We start from the raw sequence: 15,486 nt of genomic DNA on the forward strand, positions 1-15,486 counted from the left end.
AGACGAGAGTGCGCGTCATCGCCCAGGCCCTCGCATCCGCCGCCCTTGCGGCCTTCTTGGCCCTCTCCGGCCCGCCGCCCGCCACCGCCAACGACTCGACCGCCGAACTCGGGGTCGGCGGCCTGGTGCTGACGGCCAACTCCGGCATCGCCATGAAGTCGGAGGATCTCAGGATCTCGGCCAACCTGATCGAGGTGCGCTACGAGTTCCTGAATGAGACCGACAAGGACATCACCACCCTGGTCGCCTTCCCGATGCCGCTGATCTCGGCCAACGACGCCGATTTCCAGTACGCGCTGCCGAAGGAGCGGGACCCGGTCAACTTCATCGGCTTCACCGTCACGGTCGACGGCCAGAAGATCGCGCCCGAGGTGGAGCAGAGGGCCCGCGTGCATGGCGTCGACATCACCGACCGCCTGAAGGCGGACGGCATCCCGCTGAACCCGTTCCCGCTCCAGCGCGGCCGCGAGGCGCTAGCCAGGCTCTCGCCCGACAAGCGCAAGTTCTATGTCGAGCGCGGCCTCGCCATCTGGTCCGAGGGGCAGCCCACATCGGTCGCCTGGGACGTGGCGACGACCTTCTTCTGGATGCAGACCTTCCCGGCCCAGAAGGTCGTCTCCGTCCAGCACAGCTACACGCCCGTCGTCGGCACCGGCTTCCTGACCGAGACGGTGCTGGCCGGCCCGCCCGAGTCGCCGCAGCTGATGGACTACTGCATCGACAAGGGCACCAATGCCGGCATCCGCAAGATCATCCAGGCCCGCAAGGTGCAGAACGGCGCCGACGAGCCGGGCCTCTTCCAGACCCGCCTTCAATACGTGCTCCTCACCGGCGCCAACTGGGCCGGCCCGATCCGCGATTTCAGGATGTCCATCAACAAGCCGACGCCCGATACGATCATGTCCTTCTGCTTCGACGGCAAGCTCCAGAAGATCTCGCCGACGACTTTCACCTTCGCGGCGAAGAACTACACCCCGAGCCGCAACCTCTCGATCTTGTTCGTGAACCCGAACCGCTCCAATTGACGGGAGTCCCTCACATGCCGGCTCGACCGCGGACCTTCCTCCTCGCGTCCCTCGCCGGACTGGCCCTCCTGGCCGCCCCCGCGGCCGCCCAGAACCGCGTCCTGCAGTCCTTCAAGGTCGGCGACGGCAGCGACCGGATCGGCGTCTTCAACGACGGCACCGAGGTCGAGACCGCCGGCCCCGCCGCCATCCAGACCGGTCCCAACGGCCAGGTCTACGTCCTCGACCAGGTCAACGGCCGCATCCTGACGGTCGACGGGGACAAGCCCGCCGCGACCCCGAAGGCGGTCGACCTGCCCGCCGGTCTCGCCCCGAAGGACCTCGTGGCGGTGGACGGCAAGCTCTACGTCTGGGACGGCGGCGTCCATGCGCTGCAGCCGGGCGGCGGCGCGGACGGCCGCAAGTACGAGGCCCGCTCGGTCGGCGACGTCGACGATGTGGTGAAGTCCGCCTTCGCCCAGATGGGCTCCCAGACCCCGACCGACGCCGAGGAGATCCTCGCCGATCCGGGCCGCAGCCTTGGAAAGCAGCCCGAGTTCACCCCGATCCGGCAATTCGTCCAGTCCCGCGGCTTCGGCGCCGTGAAGGTCGACGTCATCCCGGGCCGGGACCAGAAGTCCGCCCAGGTGGAGGTCCGACAGGACGCCGACCCGCTCAACGCCATCGCGTTCCCGATCCGCGTCACGAGCCGGCTCGGCAGTGTCGAGATCCTGGACGTCACCCAGAAGCGCGAGGTCTATGTCTTCGTCGAGGACGTGCCGCTCTCCACCAAGCAGAAGCCGGCCCTCTACGTCGCCCGTTACACCGGCCGCGGCGCGCTCGACCGCATCTACGACGTGCCGATCACCGCCGACCAGGCGGCCGTCCGCCGCTTCGTGACCGTCGGCCCGAAGGGCAACGTGCTGTTCCTGCGCTCCGACACCGCCGAGGTCGCCATCCTGGACCTCGCCGCGCGCCAGCCGCGCGCGCAGGTGCTGGAACCGCCGCCCGCCAAGTCGGAGGCTTTCGACGAGTCGACGCCGGGCCTCCTGACCGCCGTCAAGCCCGGCACCCGCTCCGGCGTGATCCAGACGGCCCTGGGATTCGAGGCCCTGAAGTGGACCGTGACCCAAAGCGCCTACGGACGCGACCCGGACGAAGCCTGCGTCGGCTTCGACCGCATCCGCCGGCCCTGGTACCTGCAGGGCAAACTCGGCGAGGAGGTGAGGGGGGTGCCCTACTGCTGGGGCTGCTTCGGCTCCCTCGCCCAGTTCCGTGCCAAGATCGAGCGGGGCGCCCGCGCCGGCAACGTGTGCACCCGCGAGGACCCCAAGCGCGACCTGGCGGGCGTCGACTGCTCCGCCTTCGTGAGCGCCGCCTGGGGCCTGTCGCGCCAGTACACGACGCGCGACATTCCGAGCATCACCAAGCCCCTCGACGATCCCTGGTCGCTGAAGCCGGGCGACGCCCTCAACAAGCCGGGCTCCCACGTCATGCTCTTCGTCAAGTTCACGCCCGACCGCAAGGTCGAGGTCCTGGAGGCGGCCACGAGCAGCTGCAACGGCAAGGTCTGCCGCAACGTCTACCCGCTCTCGGTCCTGCTGGCGCGCGGCTACACGCCCGTCCGCTACACGGCCCTGACCGACTGACGCCGCCTCACGCCGCCCCGGCCCGGCGCCGAGCGCGCCGGATCGCCAGCGCATCAAACTGTCGGAGACTGGTGGCCTGCGCGTAGAGCGCCGCGAGCGCGCCGGAGCGGAAGAGTTCGATCACGGCCGCGTCGGCGAGTGCGGCGAGCTTCGTCTCGTCGAGGCTGAGGAACGGGTCGAGCCGGGTCGTCCCGCCGTCCGGGCCGCGGACGTCGATCTGCACCGGGCGCAGCAGCCCCAGCGCCAGCACACGGTCCATGAAGGTGTCCGTTCGGCGGGCGGCGGCCAGATAGTCCTCGGCGAACTTGAGGGCGTGCAGCGTTGTCGCGGTCGGCCGGGCGTCCGGCTCGAACAGGCGCTCGCCCTCCGTTGCGTCGAGCGCCCTGGAGGTCGGCTCGATGCAGAGGACCGGCGCGCCTTCGGCGCGTTCCCCGAGCACGAAGGGATAGCGGCGCAGATAGGCGGGTATGTAGCGGCCGTCCCAGACGCCTCCCGGCCCGACCATCAGGTTCTCGCCCGCCGACAGTCCGACCACGAAGACCGGCACGGGCCGCGGCTCGGCGGGCAGGAACACGATCGGCAGTTCGGCCGCCGCGATCGCGAATTCCTCGGCAAGGGCAGGCAGCACATGCGTGACTGCTGCATACCCGAAGCCGTCCGCCGGCACGCGCAGCCTGAGGTCGCGGTGGATGCTGCTGTCGAGCGGCACCGGAGAGGGATAAAGGAGCAGCTGAGCGGCCATGCGACGTCCTCCCCGAATCGGTCCGGTCCAACGCAGGACCGGCGAGCCGTACCCTATCACCCTCCGTCGCCGCTGCGACTCGGCCGGAACCCGGATGGCTTCAGGAGCGTCACGCCGGAGCCCGGCGGGTCGCGGGGCCGGCGCTTGCGGCGCCCCGGCGGTTCCGACACAGTAAGTCCTGTGGCGAAAGGGCTGCCGAGCGAAGTCCTGTGGCGAAAGGGCTGCCGAGCGGTGGACACCGGAGGAGCGGGAATGCGCACGCAGGTCGCGATCGTCGGCGCCGGCCCCGCCGGCCTCCTCCTCGGCCATCTCCTCACCCGCTCAGGCATCGGCAACGTCGTCCTGGAGCGGCGGAGCCCCGACTACGTCCTCTCCCGCATCCGCGCCGGCGTCATCGAGCAGGGCCTGGCCGATCTCCTGCGCGAGGCCGGGGTGGGCGACCGGCTCGACCGCGAGGGCCTCCTCCACACCGGCTTCTCGCTCGCCTTCGCGGGCCGCCGCCACCGCATCGACCTCGACGGCCTGACCGCCGGCAAGTGCGTCACCGTCTACGGGCAGACCGAACTGACCCGCGATCTGATGGAGGCCCGCGCCAAGGCCTCCGCGCCGAGCTTCTACGAGGTCGAGCACGTCGAGCTCGCCGGCCTGGATGGGGACCGGCCCTCGATCCGTTTCCGTCAGAAGGGCATAGATGACGAGCTCAACTGCGACTTCGTCGCCGGCTGCGACGGGTTCCACGGCGTCTCGCGCGCCTCGATCCCGAGCGGGGTCCTGAACACCTTCGAGAGGGTCTATCCGTTCGGCTGGCTCGGCCTTCTCGCCGACGTGCCGCCCGCCGACGAGGAACTGGTCTATGCCAGCCACGACCGCGGCTTCGCGCTCTGCTCCATGCGCTCGCTGACCCGCAGCCGCTTCTACGTCCAGGTGCCCCTGGACGAGAATCCGGAGGACTGGACCGAGATCCGCTTCTTCGACGAGTTGAAGCGCCGGCTTCCCGAGGAGATCGCCCGGCGGGTGCGCCCCGGCCCGGCCATAGAGAAGAGCATCGCGCCGCTGCGCAGCTTCGTCGCCGAACCGATGCGCTGGGGCCGCCTCTTCCTGGCGGGCGACGCCGCCCACATCGTTCCCCCGACCGGCGCCAAGGGCCTGAACCTGGCGGGGAGCGATGTCCGCTATCTCTTCGAGGCCTTGCGCGAGCACTACCACGAGAAGTCCGGCGCCGGGCTCGACGCCTATTCGGCGCGCGCACTCCGCCGCGTCTGGAAGGCGGAGCGCTTCTCCTGGTGGATGACCTCCGTCCTTCACCGCTTCCCCGGCATGTCGCCCTTCGAGGAGCGCATGCAGCAGGCCGAGTTGGACTACATCGCGTCCTCGCGGGCGGCCTCCGCCGCGCTGGCCGAGAACTACGTGGGCCTGCCCTACTGACGGGCTGGACCCGGCCCGCGCCCCCGCTTAGCCTTCTCGCGGAGACGGCCGGCGCTTCAGACCGGCCGCGCGAGAGGGGAACGCACATGCTGAAGGGTCTCGATCCGCTCCTGACCGGAGAGGTTCTGCACGTCCTGCGCTCGATGGGCCACGGCGACGACCTCGTGGTCTGCGACGCCAACTTCCCGTCCGAGACCGTGGCGCGCCAGACCGTCTGGGGAACCCCGATCCGCATGGACGGCGCCGATTCGGCCCGGGTGGTCCGGGCCGTCCTGTCGGTGATGCCGCTCGACAGCTTTGTGCCCGTCGCCGCGGAGCGCATGGAGGTGGTCGGCGATCCGGTGACGGTCCCTGAGGTCCAGCGAGAGGTGCAGGCCGAGATCGACGCCGCGGAGGGCCGGCCGACGCCGATGGGCGGCATCGAGCGCTTCGCCTTCTACGAGCGGGCCAAGACGGCCTATGCGGTGCTGGTGACCGGCGAACGGCGCTTCTACGGCTGCTTCGTCCTGAAGAAGGGTGTCATCCCGCCCGAGGCCTGAGGCCCGCGCGGACGATCATTTGCCGGCTCAGCTACGGCAGAAGCCGCGCAGGCGTTCCACCGAGGCGATGCGGATGTCGCGCCCGTCGACGGTCGCGCCGACCTCGCGCAGCTTCGCGAGCGCGCGCGAGAAGGACTCCGGGTTCATGCCGAGGAGCTGGGCGATCAGCGCCTTCTCGTAGGGCAGCGACACCGTGGCGGCGCCGCGCAGGCCCTTGGCGAGCCGGAGAATGAAGACCGCGACGCGCTGGGCCGCGGTCAGCAGCTTCATCTGCTCCAGCTGGTCCATCATGGTCTCCAGGTGCCGCTGCTGCAGCCGCAAAAGGACGCTCGCGAATCCGGCGTCCTCGGCGACGCAGGACGACACCGTCTCGGTCGCGATGGCGAGGACGCGCACCCGCCCGACGGCCTCGGCCGAGAAGCTGTAGGTCCCCCCGGCGCAATAGGCGCATTCGCCGATCGTGTCCCCGGCCCCCAGGATGTTGAGCAGCGTCTCGGAGCCGTCCGCGCGGTTGCGCAGGATCTTCACCGTGCCCTCGAGCAGGATGAAGAAGCTCTTCGCGTCGTCGCCCTCCTGGAACAGGATCTCGCCGTCGTCGTAGGTCCTCGGCAGGCGGTGCGCCAGCAGCCGGCCGACGACCGGATCCGGCAGGCCACGGAAGAGCGGAATGCTGCCCGCAAGGGTGGCGTCATGGTCGAGGCGGATGGTCATGGGCGCGGTTCCGTCCGGTCGTTTCGTTGGAGCGCCGTCGGGCGGTCGCCGCCCGGTCATGCGCCTGTGCTTGTCGAAACGATCCCCGCCGCGTCCTTGCGACCACGGCCTCGGTGCCGTGGATTCGAGCGATCTGACTACTTTTTGACCGACCCTCCCCCGGTCATCTTTGATCCAGATCACACTTCCGTTAAGTCGGCCCGGTGCCGGCGCGCGGCGACGCCGGGCCGCGGCTCGCTGACATACGGAAAATCCTGTGAAGCCAGGGGCTTCCATGGCGAACCGAGGCGTCGCCGTAGCAATACCTAGGGTTCGCTGCGGGCCAAATACCTAGGGTTCGCTGCGGGCCACCGGAAGATGCATGGTCACCCGCGTGCCCCGGCCCGGTTCACTGGCGATGTCCGCGAGCCCGCCGGCCGAGCGGGCGAAGCCGTAGACCTGGCTCAGGCCCAGCCCGGTTCCCTGGTTCTCGTCCTTGGTGGTGAAGAACGGCTCGAAGACATGGGCCAGGATCTCCGCAGGGATTCCACTTCCCGTGTCCGCCACCGTCACGCCGATCGCCGGCGTGGAGGGCTGGCCCGGCAGCTTGCCCGGCGCCGTCGAGATCGTCAGCGTTCCGCCCGACGGCATGGCGTCGCGGGCGTTGGCGGCCAGGTTGAGGAGCGCGAGGTCGAACTGGGTCGCATCGGCCACCACCGGGAGGCCGTCGGCCTCCAGGGCGAGCGCTAGTCCGATCGCCGGGCCGAGGGTCTGGCGCACCATTTCGGCGCCGGCGCGGATCCGTTCGTCCGGCACGAAGCGAACGGGTTCCGCCGAGCCGCCGCGCGAGAACACCAGGAGCGAGCGGGTCATCTTCGTCCCGCGGTCAACCCCTTCCTTGATGGCCTCCAGGTAGCGCGACACGGCCTCGCCCGGTTGCGTCCGTTCGATCAGCCGGATGCCGGCGGTCACGACGGTGAGGATGTTGTTGAAGTCGTGCGCCACCCCGCCGGTCATCCGGCCCACGGCTTCCAGCCGCCGGGTCCGCTCCAGCGCCGCCAGTTGGCGCCGCGCCTCGATCGCCTCGCGCCGCAAGAGGAGCACGAAGGCCGCCGTCAGGCCGGCGACCACCAGGCCGGCCGCGCCGAGAACCAGGCGGGCCCGGTTCAGCGGCGCGTTGTAGATGTCGGCCGGCAGCGAGTAGTGCGCCGACCAGCCGGTCCGTTCGGACTTGCGGAACGCGGTCACGACCGGGGTCCCGAGGGCCGATGTCCCCGGATAGACGCCCAGGTCCCCCTGGCGGCGGGCGGCGATCGCCGCCGCCCCCGCCTGCCTGCCGATCATTTCGGGTGCGCGGGGCGCCGAGACGATGCGGTCCTGCGAGTCCACCAGGAACGGTCGCCATTGGGGATCGAGCCCGTTGCCGGTCAGGATCGCCGACATGCCGGCGACCGCGACCACCGCCGTCAGGTCGTAGCGGACGTCGTCGCCGCGCACGACCGGCACGCGGATCCGCACGGAGGGGTAGCTGTCCTGCGCCAGGGGCCCGGGCGCCGCAAGGTCCCCGATGACCGGCGCCCGCGTGGCGAGCACCCGGCGGACCTCGTCCGGATACACGGTGCGCGGCAGGGCGGTCCCGAAGGGCAACGCGGTGTTGACCAGCTGCCGGCCGTCCAGGGCATTGAGGATGATCCGGTCCCAGAACGGAACCCGGTCGCCGTAGCGCTTGGCCAGCAGGTGGAAGCGCGCGAAGTCGGGCTCCGGCGCGTCGAGGGTCGGCGTCAGCGCCAGGAGTTGCAAGTGCTGGATGGAGGCGTCGAGCTCGCGGTCGACCGCCGCGATGGCCGCGGTGGCGCGCTCGATGGCCTCCGCGCGGATCCGGCTGCGCTCGGTCTCGAGAAGATGGAAGGAGAGGCCCGCGACGAGGACGATGACCGGTAACACTGCGGCGAGCGCCAGGAGGACGAAACGCTGCCGCATGCTCCTGCTCCGGTCTCCGAGAGACTGGCCGGGCGCTGCTGGCTCGACGAGAGCTCCGAGGCCACCCTTATAGTGGAAAGTAACGAGGGTCCAGCACCGGTCGAGGCGGGGCGCTCCTGGTCCGCCAGCGCACCGTTCCAGCCTGTCCGTCTTCGCCCGCGGCGTTCCGCGGCGGCCGCAGCGGGGAACGTGCGGCGGTCCTGGCCGTTCATGGGGCAGGGTGCGACGGCCGAAGGCCCGAGCGCCGCAAGCAAGGGAGACCCTCCATGAAGACAGTCATCGGCGCCGGCGCCATCGCGGCGCTCCTGGCCCTCGGCCTCGGCCCGGCCCTCGCCCAGTCCGACACCGGTCCGAAGCGGCCGCCCGCCGCCGACATGAAGCCGACCACCCCCGGCGCGACCGGCGCGGGCCGTTCCGACACGGCGCCCGGCCAGAACCGCCCGGCGGCGAACGACGCCACCATGCCCGGCAAGTCCGAATCGGCCCCCGGCCGCAACCGCCCGCCGGCCGACGATCCCCTCCGCCCCGGCAAATCCGAATCGGCGCCCGGCCAGAACCGCCTGTGACAGCGCGCGGCGCCCGGCCCCGGCTCCCGAGCCGCGGCCGCCGGGTGCCGCGTCCGCCGTTCAGGCGAAGAGCCGCGTCGCCGCGTAGGTGAGCGCCGCGACCCCCGCCGCGCTCGGCATGGTGACGATCCAGGCGACCACGATGTTGCCCGCCAGGCCCCAGCGCACCGCCGACGTGCGCCGCGCCGCCCCGACCCCCACGATGGCCCCCGTGATGGTGTGCGTGGTCGAGACCGGGATGCCGAGCCATGTCGCCAGGAAGAGGGTGATCGCCCCGCCGGTCTCGGCGCAGAAGCCCTGCATCGGGTTGAGCCGTGTGATCTTCGATCCCATCGTCTGCACGATCCGCCAGCCGCCGAACAACGTGCCGAGTCCCATCGCGGCCTGGCAGGAGATGACGACCCAGAAGGGCACGTAGAACGTCGCCCCCAGGTGACCCTGCGAGTAGAGCAGCACCGCGATGATCCCCATCGTCTTCTGGGCGTCGTTGCCGCCGTGGCCGAGCGAGTAGAGCGAGGCCGAGATGAACTGCAGCACGCGGAAGACCCGATCGACCGCGAAGGGCGTCTGCCGGACGAAGATCCACGTCACCGCGAGCACCAGGACCAGCGCCAGCAGGAACCCGACGGCGGGCGACAGGACGATCGCCGCGGCCGTCTTGGCGACCCCTTCGATCACCACGGCCCCGGTCCCCGCCTTGGCGAGGCCGGCCCCCACCATGCCGCCGACCAGCGCATGGGAACTGCTCGACGGAATGCCGAAGTACCAGGTCAGCAGGTTCCAGGCGATCGCGCCCGTCAGCGCCGAGAAGATCACCGCCGGCGTCACCACCGAGGCGTCGATGATGCCCTTGCCGAGGGTCTCGGCCACATGGAGGCCGAAGAACAGGAAGGCAATGAAGTTGAAGAAGGCGGCCCACAGCACGGCATACTGGGGCCGCAGCACGCGCGTCGACACGATCGTGGCGATCGAATTGGCCGCGTCGTGCAGCCCGTTGAGAAAATCGAACAGCAGCGCCACGACGATCAGCGCGACCAGCAGCGGAAGGGCGAGCGATCCGTCCATCGCGTCAGATGTTCTCGATCAGGATGCCGCTGATCTCGTTGGCGACGTCCTCGAACCGGTCGACGACGCGCTCGAGTTCACCGTAGATCTCGCTGCCGATCAGGAACGCCATGGCGTTCGACTGGCCGTGCCGCCGGTAGAGGTCGCGCAGGCCGTCGTCGTGAAGCTCGTCGGCGCGACCCTCCACCCTGACCACCTCCTCGATGATCTCCCCGATGCGTCCGGCATTCTGGCCGGGCTTCTCCAGGAGCGAGATCGCTTCCTCGAGCAGTCGCGCCGCCTCGACGATCACCGCCCCCATGTCGCGCATCAGCGGGTCGAACTGGCGCTGCTCGTAAAGCGTCACCGTCTTGACGGTCTTGTGCATGGTGTCGATGGCGTCGTCCATCGACTGGATCAGGTCCTTGATGTCGCCCCGGTCGAAGGGCGTGATGAAGCTCTTGCGCACCGCCAGCATCACGTCCCGCGTGATCGCGTCCGCCTCGGTCTCGAGCTCGACGATGGCGCGGCAGTAGCGCTCGATGGAGTCTCCGCCCTCGAGCAGCTGTTGCAGGGCCTCCGCGCCGCCGACCACCGTGCGGGCATGCCGCCGGAACAGGTCGAAGAACCGGTCTTCCCGGGGCAGCAGGGCACGAAACCAGCTCAGCATCGATCCACCTCGGCACGGGGCGCCCTTCGGGCGCGCCGACCCGCGAGAGCCCCGTGCGTACATGCAACGAATCGAAGACCGCCGCCATCGGTCGAAACACGAGGCGAGCGCCTTTTTACGCCGGACAAGCTGCCGCAGCGCCCGCGGCCCGCCCGGTCAGGGCTGGGTCTTGCCGGCGCAGCGCGGCCGGGTATCGCCCGCAAGGCAGTTGGTCGGGCTGCCGGCCGGGTCCTCGCCGCCCGAGGTCGAGCCGCTGTTCGGCAGTTCCCCGGTCCCGCCGACGGCCGAATTCGCGTTGGTGCGGTCGGCCTCGGGGGCGAGCGCCGGGCCGCCGCTGCGGGTCGGCCCAGCGACCGGCGCTTCGGGCGGCTTCGGGCCGGTCTCGGCGGCGGCGGAGCCCGCCCAGAAGGCGGCGAGCGCGACGGCGGCCAGAAAGGTTTGGCTTTGCGTCATGGACGGACCTCGGGTTAGCGGCTCCGGTCGAGCCGCCGGGTCAACCCGCGCGGTCCCGCCCGGTTCCGCTCCGAAGCCTCAGATCGCCTCCGCCACCATCCGGATCGCCCCGCAGGGGCACTCCGCCTCGCAGATGCCGCAGCCCTTGCAGAAGTCGTAGTCGAAGCGGAAGCCCTGGCCCGGCCCGAGCTTGATCACCGCGTTGTCGGGGCATACGCCGTAGCAGTTGTCGCATTCGAAGCAGTTGCCGCAGGACAGGCACCGCCGCGCCTCGTAGAGCGCGTTGGAGGCGTCGAGACCCTTCACGACCTCCTCGAAGGTGGAGGTCCGGCGGGCGAGCGCGAGCTGCGGTCGGACGGTCTTCGGCGCCTCGCCATAGTACCAGGTGTTGAGCCGGTCGAAGCTCGCCGGCTCGTGCTTCGGCGGCGGCGCGTAGGTCTCGCCCCTCAGCCAGGCGTCCACGTGCCGGGCCGCCTTCTTGCCGTGGCCGACCGCCACCGTCACGGTCCGCTCCGACGGCACCATGTCGCCGCCCGCGAAGACACCCGGCGCGCCGGTCATCATGTTGGGACCGACCTTGACGACCCCGTCGACGATCTCGAGGCCCGGAACGCCGTCGAGCAGCGACAGGTCCACGTCCTGCCCGAGCGCCAGAACGACCGAGTCCGCCTCGAGCGTCTCCAGTTCCCCAGTCGGCTGCGGGAAGCCCTTCTCGTCCAGGGCCATGCGCTCGACCGTGATGGATCCCGCCTCGACCTGCCGGATGGTCGACAGCCACTTCATCATCACGCCTTCCTCGAGCGCCTCCTCGACCTCGAAGTCGTGCGCGGGCATGCGGTCGCGCGTCCGCCGGTAGACGATCACGGCCTCCTCGGCGCCGAGCCGCCGGGCCGTTCGCGCCACGTCGATCGCCGTGTTGCCGCCGCCGTAGACCACCACCCGCCGCCCGAGCAGCGGCTTCTCCTCGCCCTCCATCGAGCGCAGCACCTGCACGGCGTCGAGCACCCGCGCGGCCTCGCCGGCCGGGATGTAGGCCCGCTTGGCGATATGGGCCCCGACCGCCAGGAAGGCGGCGTCGAAGCCGCCATCCGACATGGCGGCCCGGATGTCGTCGACCTTGGCGCCGTACTCGATCGCGACCCCCATCGCGACGATTCGCGCCACCTCGGCGTCGAGCACGTCCCGGGGGAGCCGGTACTTCGGGATCCCGAACCGCATCATGCCGCCCGGCAGCGGCCCGGCCTCGCGGATCGTGACCGCGTGGCCGAAGCGCCGCAAATGGTAGGCGGCCGAGAGCCCCGAGGGCCCGGCGCCGACCACGAGCACGCGCTTGCCCGTCTCCGCCGCCGGCGGATCGAACGCCCACCCGCGCTCCAGCGCCAGGTCGCCGAGGAACCGCTCGACCGAATTGATCCCGACGGCGGAGTCGATCTCCTGCCGGTTGCAGGCCCCTTCGCAGGGGTGGTAGCAGACCCGCCCCATGACGGCCGGCAGCGGATTGTTCTCGACGAGCGAGCGCCAGGCCGCCTCGTAGGCGCCGGCCTCCGCGTAGGCGAGCCAGCCCTGGATGTCCTCGCCGGCCGGACAGGCGGCGTTGCAGGGCGGCAGCCGGTGGACGTATTCCGGCCTCACCGTGCGCCAGGAGCCGGTGTGGTTGACCAGCGAGGTGCCGACCTCGAGCGTGATGGCGAAGGGGTGGTCCATGCTCCTCTCCCTCACGCGTCGTCGCCGGCCGGGTCGACCAGACCGTACTCGGCGATGTTGGCGTCGCAGATCGCCTGCAGCCGTGCGACCCGGGGGTCGACGGTGTCGCCCTTGAAGAGATGGGCGAAACGGCGCTGAAGCTTGAGATAGTCGGCGACCGGCACCGGCCGGCGGATCTTGCGGACCGCCGTGACCCGCCCGTGCTCGGCCTCGAAGATCGGATAGAGCCCGGTCTCGACCGCGAGCCGCGCGAGCTTGATGGTGTCGCACGAGGCCGCGCCCCAGCCGAGCGGGCAGGGGACGTTGATCTGGATGTAGCGGGCGCCCCGGATCCCCATGGCCCGGGTGACCTTGCGCTCCAGGTCGTGCAGGTCGGCGACCGTGGCGGTCGCCACGTAGGGGATGCGGTGCGCGACCGCGATGCGCGGCACCGACTTGCCCTGGCCGAAGACGTTGCCGGGCTCCGGCCCGACCGCGGGCGTCGTCGCGGTCCGGGCGGCCGGCGGCGTCGCGGAGGAACGCTGCACGCCGGTGTTCATGTAACCTTCGTTATCGTAGCAGATGTAGAGCACGTCGTCGTTGCGCTCGAACATGCCCGACAGGCACTGGAAGCCGATGTCGGTGGTCCCGCCGTCGCCGCCCTGCGCGATGACCCGCACTTCCGGCCGCTTCTTGACCCGCATCGCCGCCGCCACGCCGGTCGCCACCGCGGCCGCGTTGCCGAACAGCGAGTGCAGCCACGGCAGCTGCCAGGAGGTCTCGGGGTAGGGCGTGGTGAAGACCTCCAGGCAACCGGTCGCGTTCACGGCGATCAGGTTGTTGCCCGTCGCCCGCATCGCCGCGTCGATGGCGTAGCGCGCGCCGAGCGCCTCGCCGCAGCCCTGGCAGGCGCGGTGGCCCGAGGTCAGGGCGTTCGACCGGTCGCGCGAGGCCTGGACGGCGCGCTCGTCCTCGGAGACGAGCCGGTTGCCGACCGTGAACGTGCCCTTCTGGTAGTAGCGGAGCTTCTGGACCGCCTCCTCGGGCGGCAGCGTGAGCGGGGCGTCGGTCATGGCGGGGTCCCTCACTCGGCGGCCGGGCGGCCGGTGTCGGCCAGATGGCGCAGGATCGCCTCGGCGGTCGGGCCGGAGCGGCGGTGCTTGCGCGTGCGGTGGATCTCCCGGCCGACCACGCGTTCGTTGAGGTCGAGGAAATGCGTCCCCTCCCAGGGCTCGGCCGCGGCGCGGGCGAAGAGGCGGGCGAGCGAGGCGCGGGTAATCGCCCGGCCGCCGAGGCCGGCCACGCAGGAGTGCAGCCGCGGCGCCTGCGCGAGGTTGCGCAAGGCCCCCGCCACGTTGTCGGCGAGCTGGCCGCCCATGCCGACCGCGATGCTCTTCTCCACCACCACCACGTCCCTGGCCCTTGCCAAGGCCGAGCGCAGAGCCTCGATCGGGAAGGGCCGGTACGACACGATGGTGACGAGCCCGATCCGGTGCCCCGCCTCGCGCATCTCGTCGATCGTGTCCTTGATGGTGCCCGAGACGGAGCCCATGGCGACCACCATCAGGTCGGCGTCCTCGGCCCGGTAGCTGCGCACCAGCCCGCCGGAGCCGCGGCCGAACATCAGCCGGAACTGGTCGGCGATCTCCGGGATGAGCCGCAGCGCCTGGGTCTGCCGGTAGTGCGCCAGGAAGCGCACCTCCGTGAACGCGTCCGGCCCCACCATGGCGCCGATCGAGACCGGGTCGGCCGGGTCGAGCACCTGGACCGGATCGTAGGGCGGCAGGAAGGCGTCGACCGTCTCCTGGTCGGGAACGTCGATCCGCTCCACCGCGTGGGTGAGGATGAACCCGTCGACGCACACCATCACGGGCATCGACAGCTCCTCGCCGAGCTTGAAGGCCTGGATGTGCAGGTCGACCGCCTCCTGGTTCGTCTCCGCGAAGAGCTGCAGCCAGCCCGCGTCCCGCATCGACATGGCGTCGGAATGGTCGTTCCAGATGTTGATCGGCGCCCCGATCGCCCGGTTTCCGAGCGTCATCACGATGGGCAGCCCGAGCCCGGAGGCGTTGTAGACCGCCTCCGCCATGAAGAGCAGGCCCTGCGAGGCGGTCGCCGTGTAGGCGCGCGCGCCCGCCGCCGACGCCCCGATCGCGACCGACAGGGCCGCGAACTCGCTCTCCACATTGATGTACTCGCAATTCGTCAGGTGCCCGTCGCGCACCAGTTCGCCGAGGCCCTCCACGATGTGGGTCTGCGGCGTGATCGGATAGGCGCAGACGACCTCGGGTCGGCACAGCGCGATCGCCTCCGCCATCGCCCGCGATCCTTCGATCTGCTTCAGCATGGACGCCTCCTCAGGCCGCGCTGGCGGCGCGTTCCTGCGCCATGACGAACTCGAAGGCCTCCGAGGCGGCCGCCACGTTGGCGGCGCCGACCCGGCCCGGGAAGGCCTCGGCGATCGCCTGCTTGACGCTGTCGAAGTGGACGAGGCCCGACAGCGCCGCGAAGGCGCCGAGCAGGGCCGCGTTGGGCACCGGCCGCCCCACATGCTTGAGGGCGAGCTCCGTGGCCGGCACCACGACCGCGTGGCCCGGCGGCAGCCGCTCCGCCTGAGCCTGCACGTGCAGGTCCGCGAAAGTCCGGTTGGTGTTGACGAGCAGGTAGCCGTCCGCCTTCAGTCCCGCGAAGACGTCCACCACCTTGAAGAGCGTCGGGTCCTGCACGATCAGGCAGTCCGGCTCCAGGACCGGTTCGCGCAGGCGGATCTCGCGGTCGGCGATGCGGCAGAAGGCGACCACTGGAGCCCCGGTGCGCTCCGACCCGAAGCTCGGGAAGGCCTGCGCGTGCCGCCCCTCCAGGAAGGCCGCGACCGACAGCATCTCGGCGCCGGTCACCACCCCCTGGCCGCCGCGGCCGTGGATGCGGACTTGGAACATGGGGAACGTCCTCCGCCCCGCCGGCGCGAGGTCGGGGACCAAACGCCGGCTTCAGGACGCCGCCACCCTGCCGCGAACGCGCCGGCTTGCCGTTGCGCTCGG

Annotated in this window: 15 protein-coding genes; 5 read left to right on the forward strand and 10 right to left on the reverse strand. The window is 70.9% G+C overall.

Annotation, left to right across the window (positions count from 1 at the left end; translation table 11 throughout):
• Window positions 1–8: 8 nt before the first annotated feature.
• Together WBG79_RS04870 and WBG79_RS04875 are read left to right on the forward strand one after the other, a co-directional pair.
• On the forward strand, window positions 9–1,025 hold the full coding sequence (locus WBG79_RS04870) for a DUF4424 family protein (RefSeq protein WP_337355981.1): 1,017 nt from the start codon (window positions 9–11) through the stop codon (window positions 1,023–1,025).
• A 14-nt stretch (window positions 1,026–1,039) separates the two neighbouring features.
• Window positions 1,040–2,653 carry a hypothetical protein gene (locus WBG79_RS04875; protein ID WP_337355982.1) on the forward strand — a complete coding sequence of 538 codons (1,614 nt, stop codon included), beginning with the start codon at window positions 1,040–1,042 and terminating at the stop codon, window positions 2,651–2,653.
• 7 nt (window positions 2,654–2,660) lie between these two features.
• Here the strand turns inward: WBG79_RS04875 and WBG79_RS04880 are convergent, their stop codons facing one another.
• Window positions 2,661–3,395 carry a SapC family protein gene (locus WBG79_RS04880; RefSeq protein ID WP_337355983.1) on the reverse strand — a complete coding sequence of 245 codons (735 nt, stop codon included), beginning with the start codon at window positions 3,393–3,395 and terminating at the stop codon, window positions 2,661–2,663.
• A gap of 252 nt (window positions 3,396–3,647) precedes the next feature.
• Here WBG79_RS04880 and pobA point away from each other — a divergent pair, with 252 nt between their 5' ends.
• Window positions 3,648–4,820, forward strand: a complete 1,173-nt coding sequence (gene pobA / locus WBG79_RS04885) for a 4-hydroxybenzoate 3-monooxygenase (protein WP_337355984.1) — start codon at window positions 3,648–3,650, stop codon at window positions 4,818–4,820.
• Window positions 4,821–4,906: 86 nt separating this feature from the next.
• Window positions 4,907–5,359, forward strand: a complete 453-nt coding sequence (locus WBG79_RS04890) for an RbsD/FucU family protein (RefSeq protein WP_337355985.1) — start codon at window positions 4,907–4,909, stop codon at window positions 5,357–5,359.
• 27 nt (window positions 5,360–5,386) lie between these two features.
• On the opposite strand, the gene WBG79_RS04895 is transcribed toward WBG79_RS04890, so the two are convergent.
• Both WBG79_RS04895 and WBG79_RS04900 read right to left on the reverse strand, forming a co-directional pair.
• Window positions 5,387–6,070 (reverse strand): Crp/Fnr family transcriptional regulator, encoded by a 684-nt coding sequence (locus tag WBG79_RS04895; RefSeq protein WP_337355986.1) that lies wholly within the window; start codon window positions 6,068–6,070, stop codon window positions 5,387–5,389.
• Window positions 6,071–6,400: 330 nt separating this feature from the next.
• A complete protein-coding gene (locus tag WBG79_RS04900; RefSeq protein ID WP_337355987.1) occupies window positions 6,401–8,029 on the reverse strand; it encodes a sensor histidine kinase in 1,629 nt (542 codons plus the stop codon).
• Window positions 8,030–8,295: 266 nt separating this feature from the next.
• On the opposite strand from WBG79_RS04900, the gene WBG79_RS04905 reads away from it, so the two are divergent.
• On the forward strand, window positions 8,296–8,595 hold the full coding sequence (locus tag WBG79_RS04905; RefSeq protein ID WP_337355988.1) for a hypothetical protein: 300 nt from the start codon (window positions 8,296–8,298) through the stop codon (window positions 8,593–8,595).
• Window positions 8,596–8,655: 60 nt separating this feature from the next.
• Here WBG79_RS04905 and WBG79_RS04910 read toward each other — a convergent pair whose 3' ends face one another.
• The 7 genes from WBG79_RS04910 to WBG79_RS04940 form a co-directional block, all read right to left on the reverse strand.
• A complete protein-coding gene (locus WBG79_RS04910) occupies window positions 8,656–9,660 on the reverse strand; it encodes an inorganic phosphate transporter (protein ID WP_337355989.1) in 1,005 nt (334 codons plus the stop codon).
• Window positions 9,661–9,664: 4 nt separating this feature from the next.
• On the reverse strand, window positions 9,665–10,309 hold the full coding sequence (locus WBG79_RS04915; protein WP_337355990.1) for a DUF47 domain-containing protein: 645 nt from the start codon (window positions 10,307–10,309) through the stop codon (window positions 9,665–9,667).
• Window positions 10,310–10,465: 156 nt separating this feature from the next.
• Complete coding sequence (locus WBG79_RS04920; protein ID WP_337355991.1) at window positions 10,466–10,762, reverse strand: hypothetical protein; 297 nt, start codon at window positions 10,760–10,762, stop codon at window positions 10,466–10,468.
• Window positions 10,763–10,840: 78 nt separating this feature from the next.
• Window positions 10,841–12,466 (reverse strand): NAD(P)-binding protein, encoded by a 1,626-nt coding sequence (locus tag WBG79_RS04925; protein WP_337355992.1) that lies wholly within the window; start codon window positions 12,464–12,466, stop codon window positions 10,841–10,843.
• Between the two features lie 11 nt (window positions 12,467–12,477).
• Entirely contained in the window at window positions 12,478–13,518 is a 1,041-nt protein-coding gene (locus tag WBG79_RS04930) for a thiamine pyrophosphate-dependent enzyme (protein ID WP_337355993.1), read from the reverse strand.
• A gap of 11 nt (window positions 13,519–13,529) precedes the next feature.
• The gene (locus WBG79_RS04935; protein WP_337355994.1) at window positions 13,530–14,792 is read right to left on the reverse strand and encodes a transketolase C-terminal domain-containing protein; all 1,263 of its coding nucleotides are present in this window, start codon (window positions 14,790–14,792) and stop codon (window positions 13,530–13,532) included.
• 10 nt (window positions 14,793–14,802) lie between these two features.
• Window positions 14,803–15,384: a 2-oxoacid:acceptor oxidoreductase family protein gene (locus WBG79_RS04940; RefSeq protein WP_337355995.1), complete on the reverse strand. Its 582-nt coding sequence runs from the start codon at window positions 15,382–15,384 to the stop codon at window positions 14,803–14,805.
• Between the last annotated feature and the right edge of the window lie 102 nt (window positions 15,385–15,486).

Origin of the sequence: Prosthecomicrobium sp. N25 (genome assembly GCF_037203705.1) — a bacterium.
Classification (GTDB): domain Bacteria; phylum Pseudomonadota; class Alphaproteobacteria; order Rhizobiales; family Ancalomicrobiaceae; genus Prosthecodimorpha.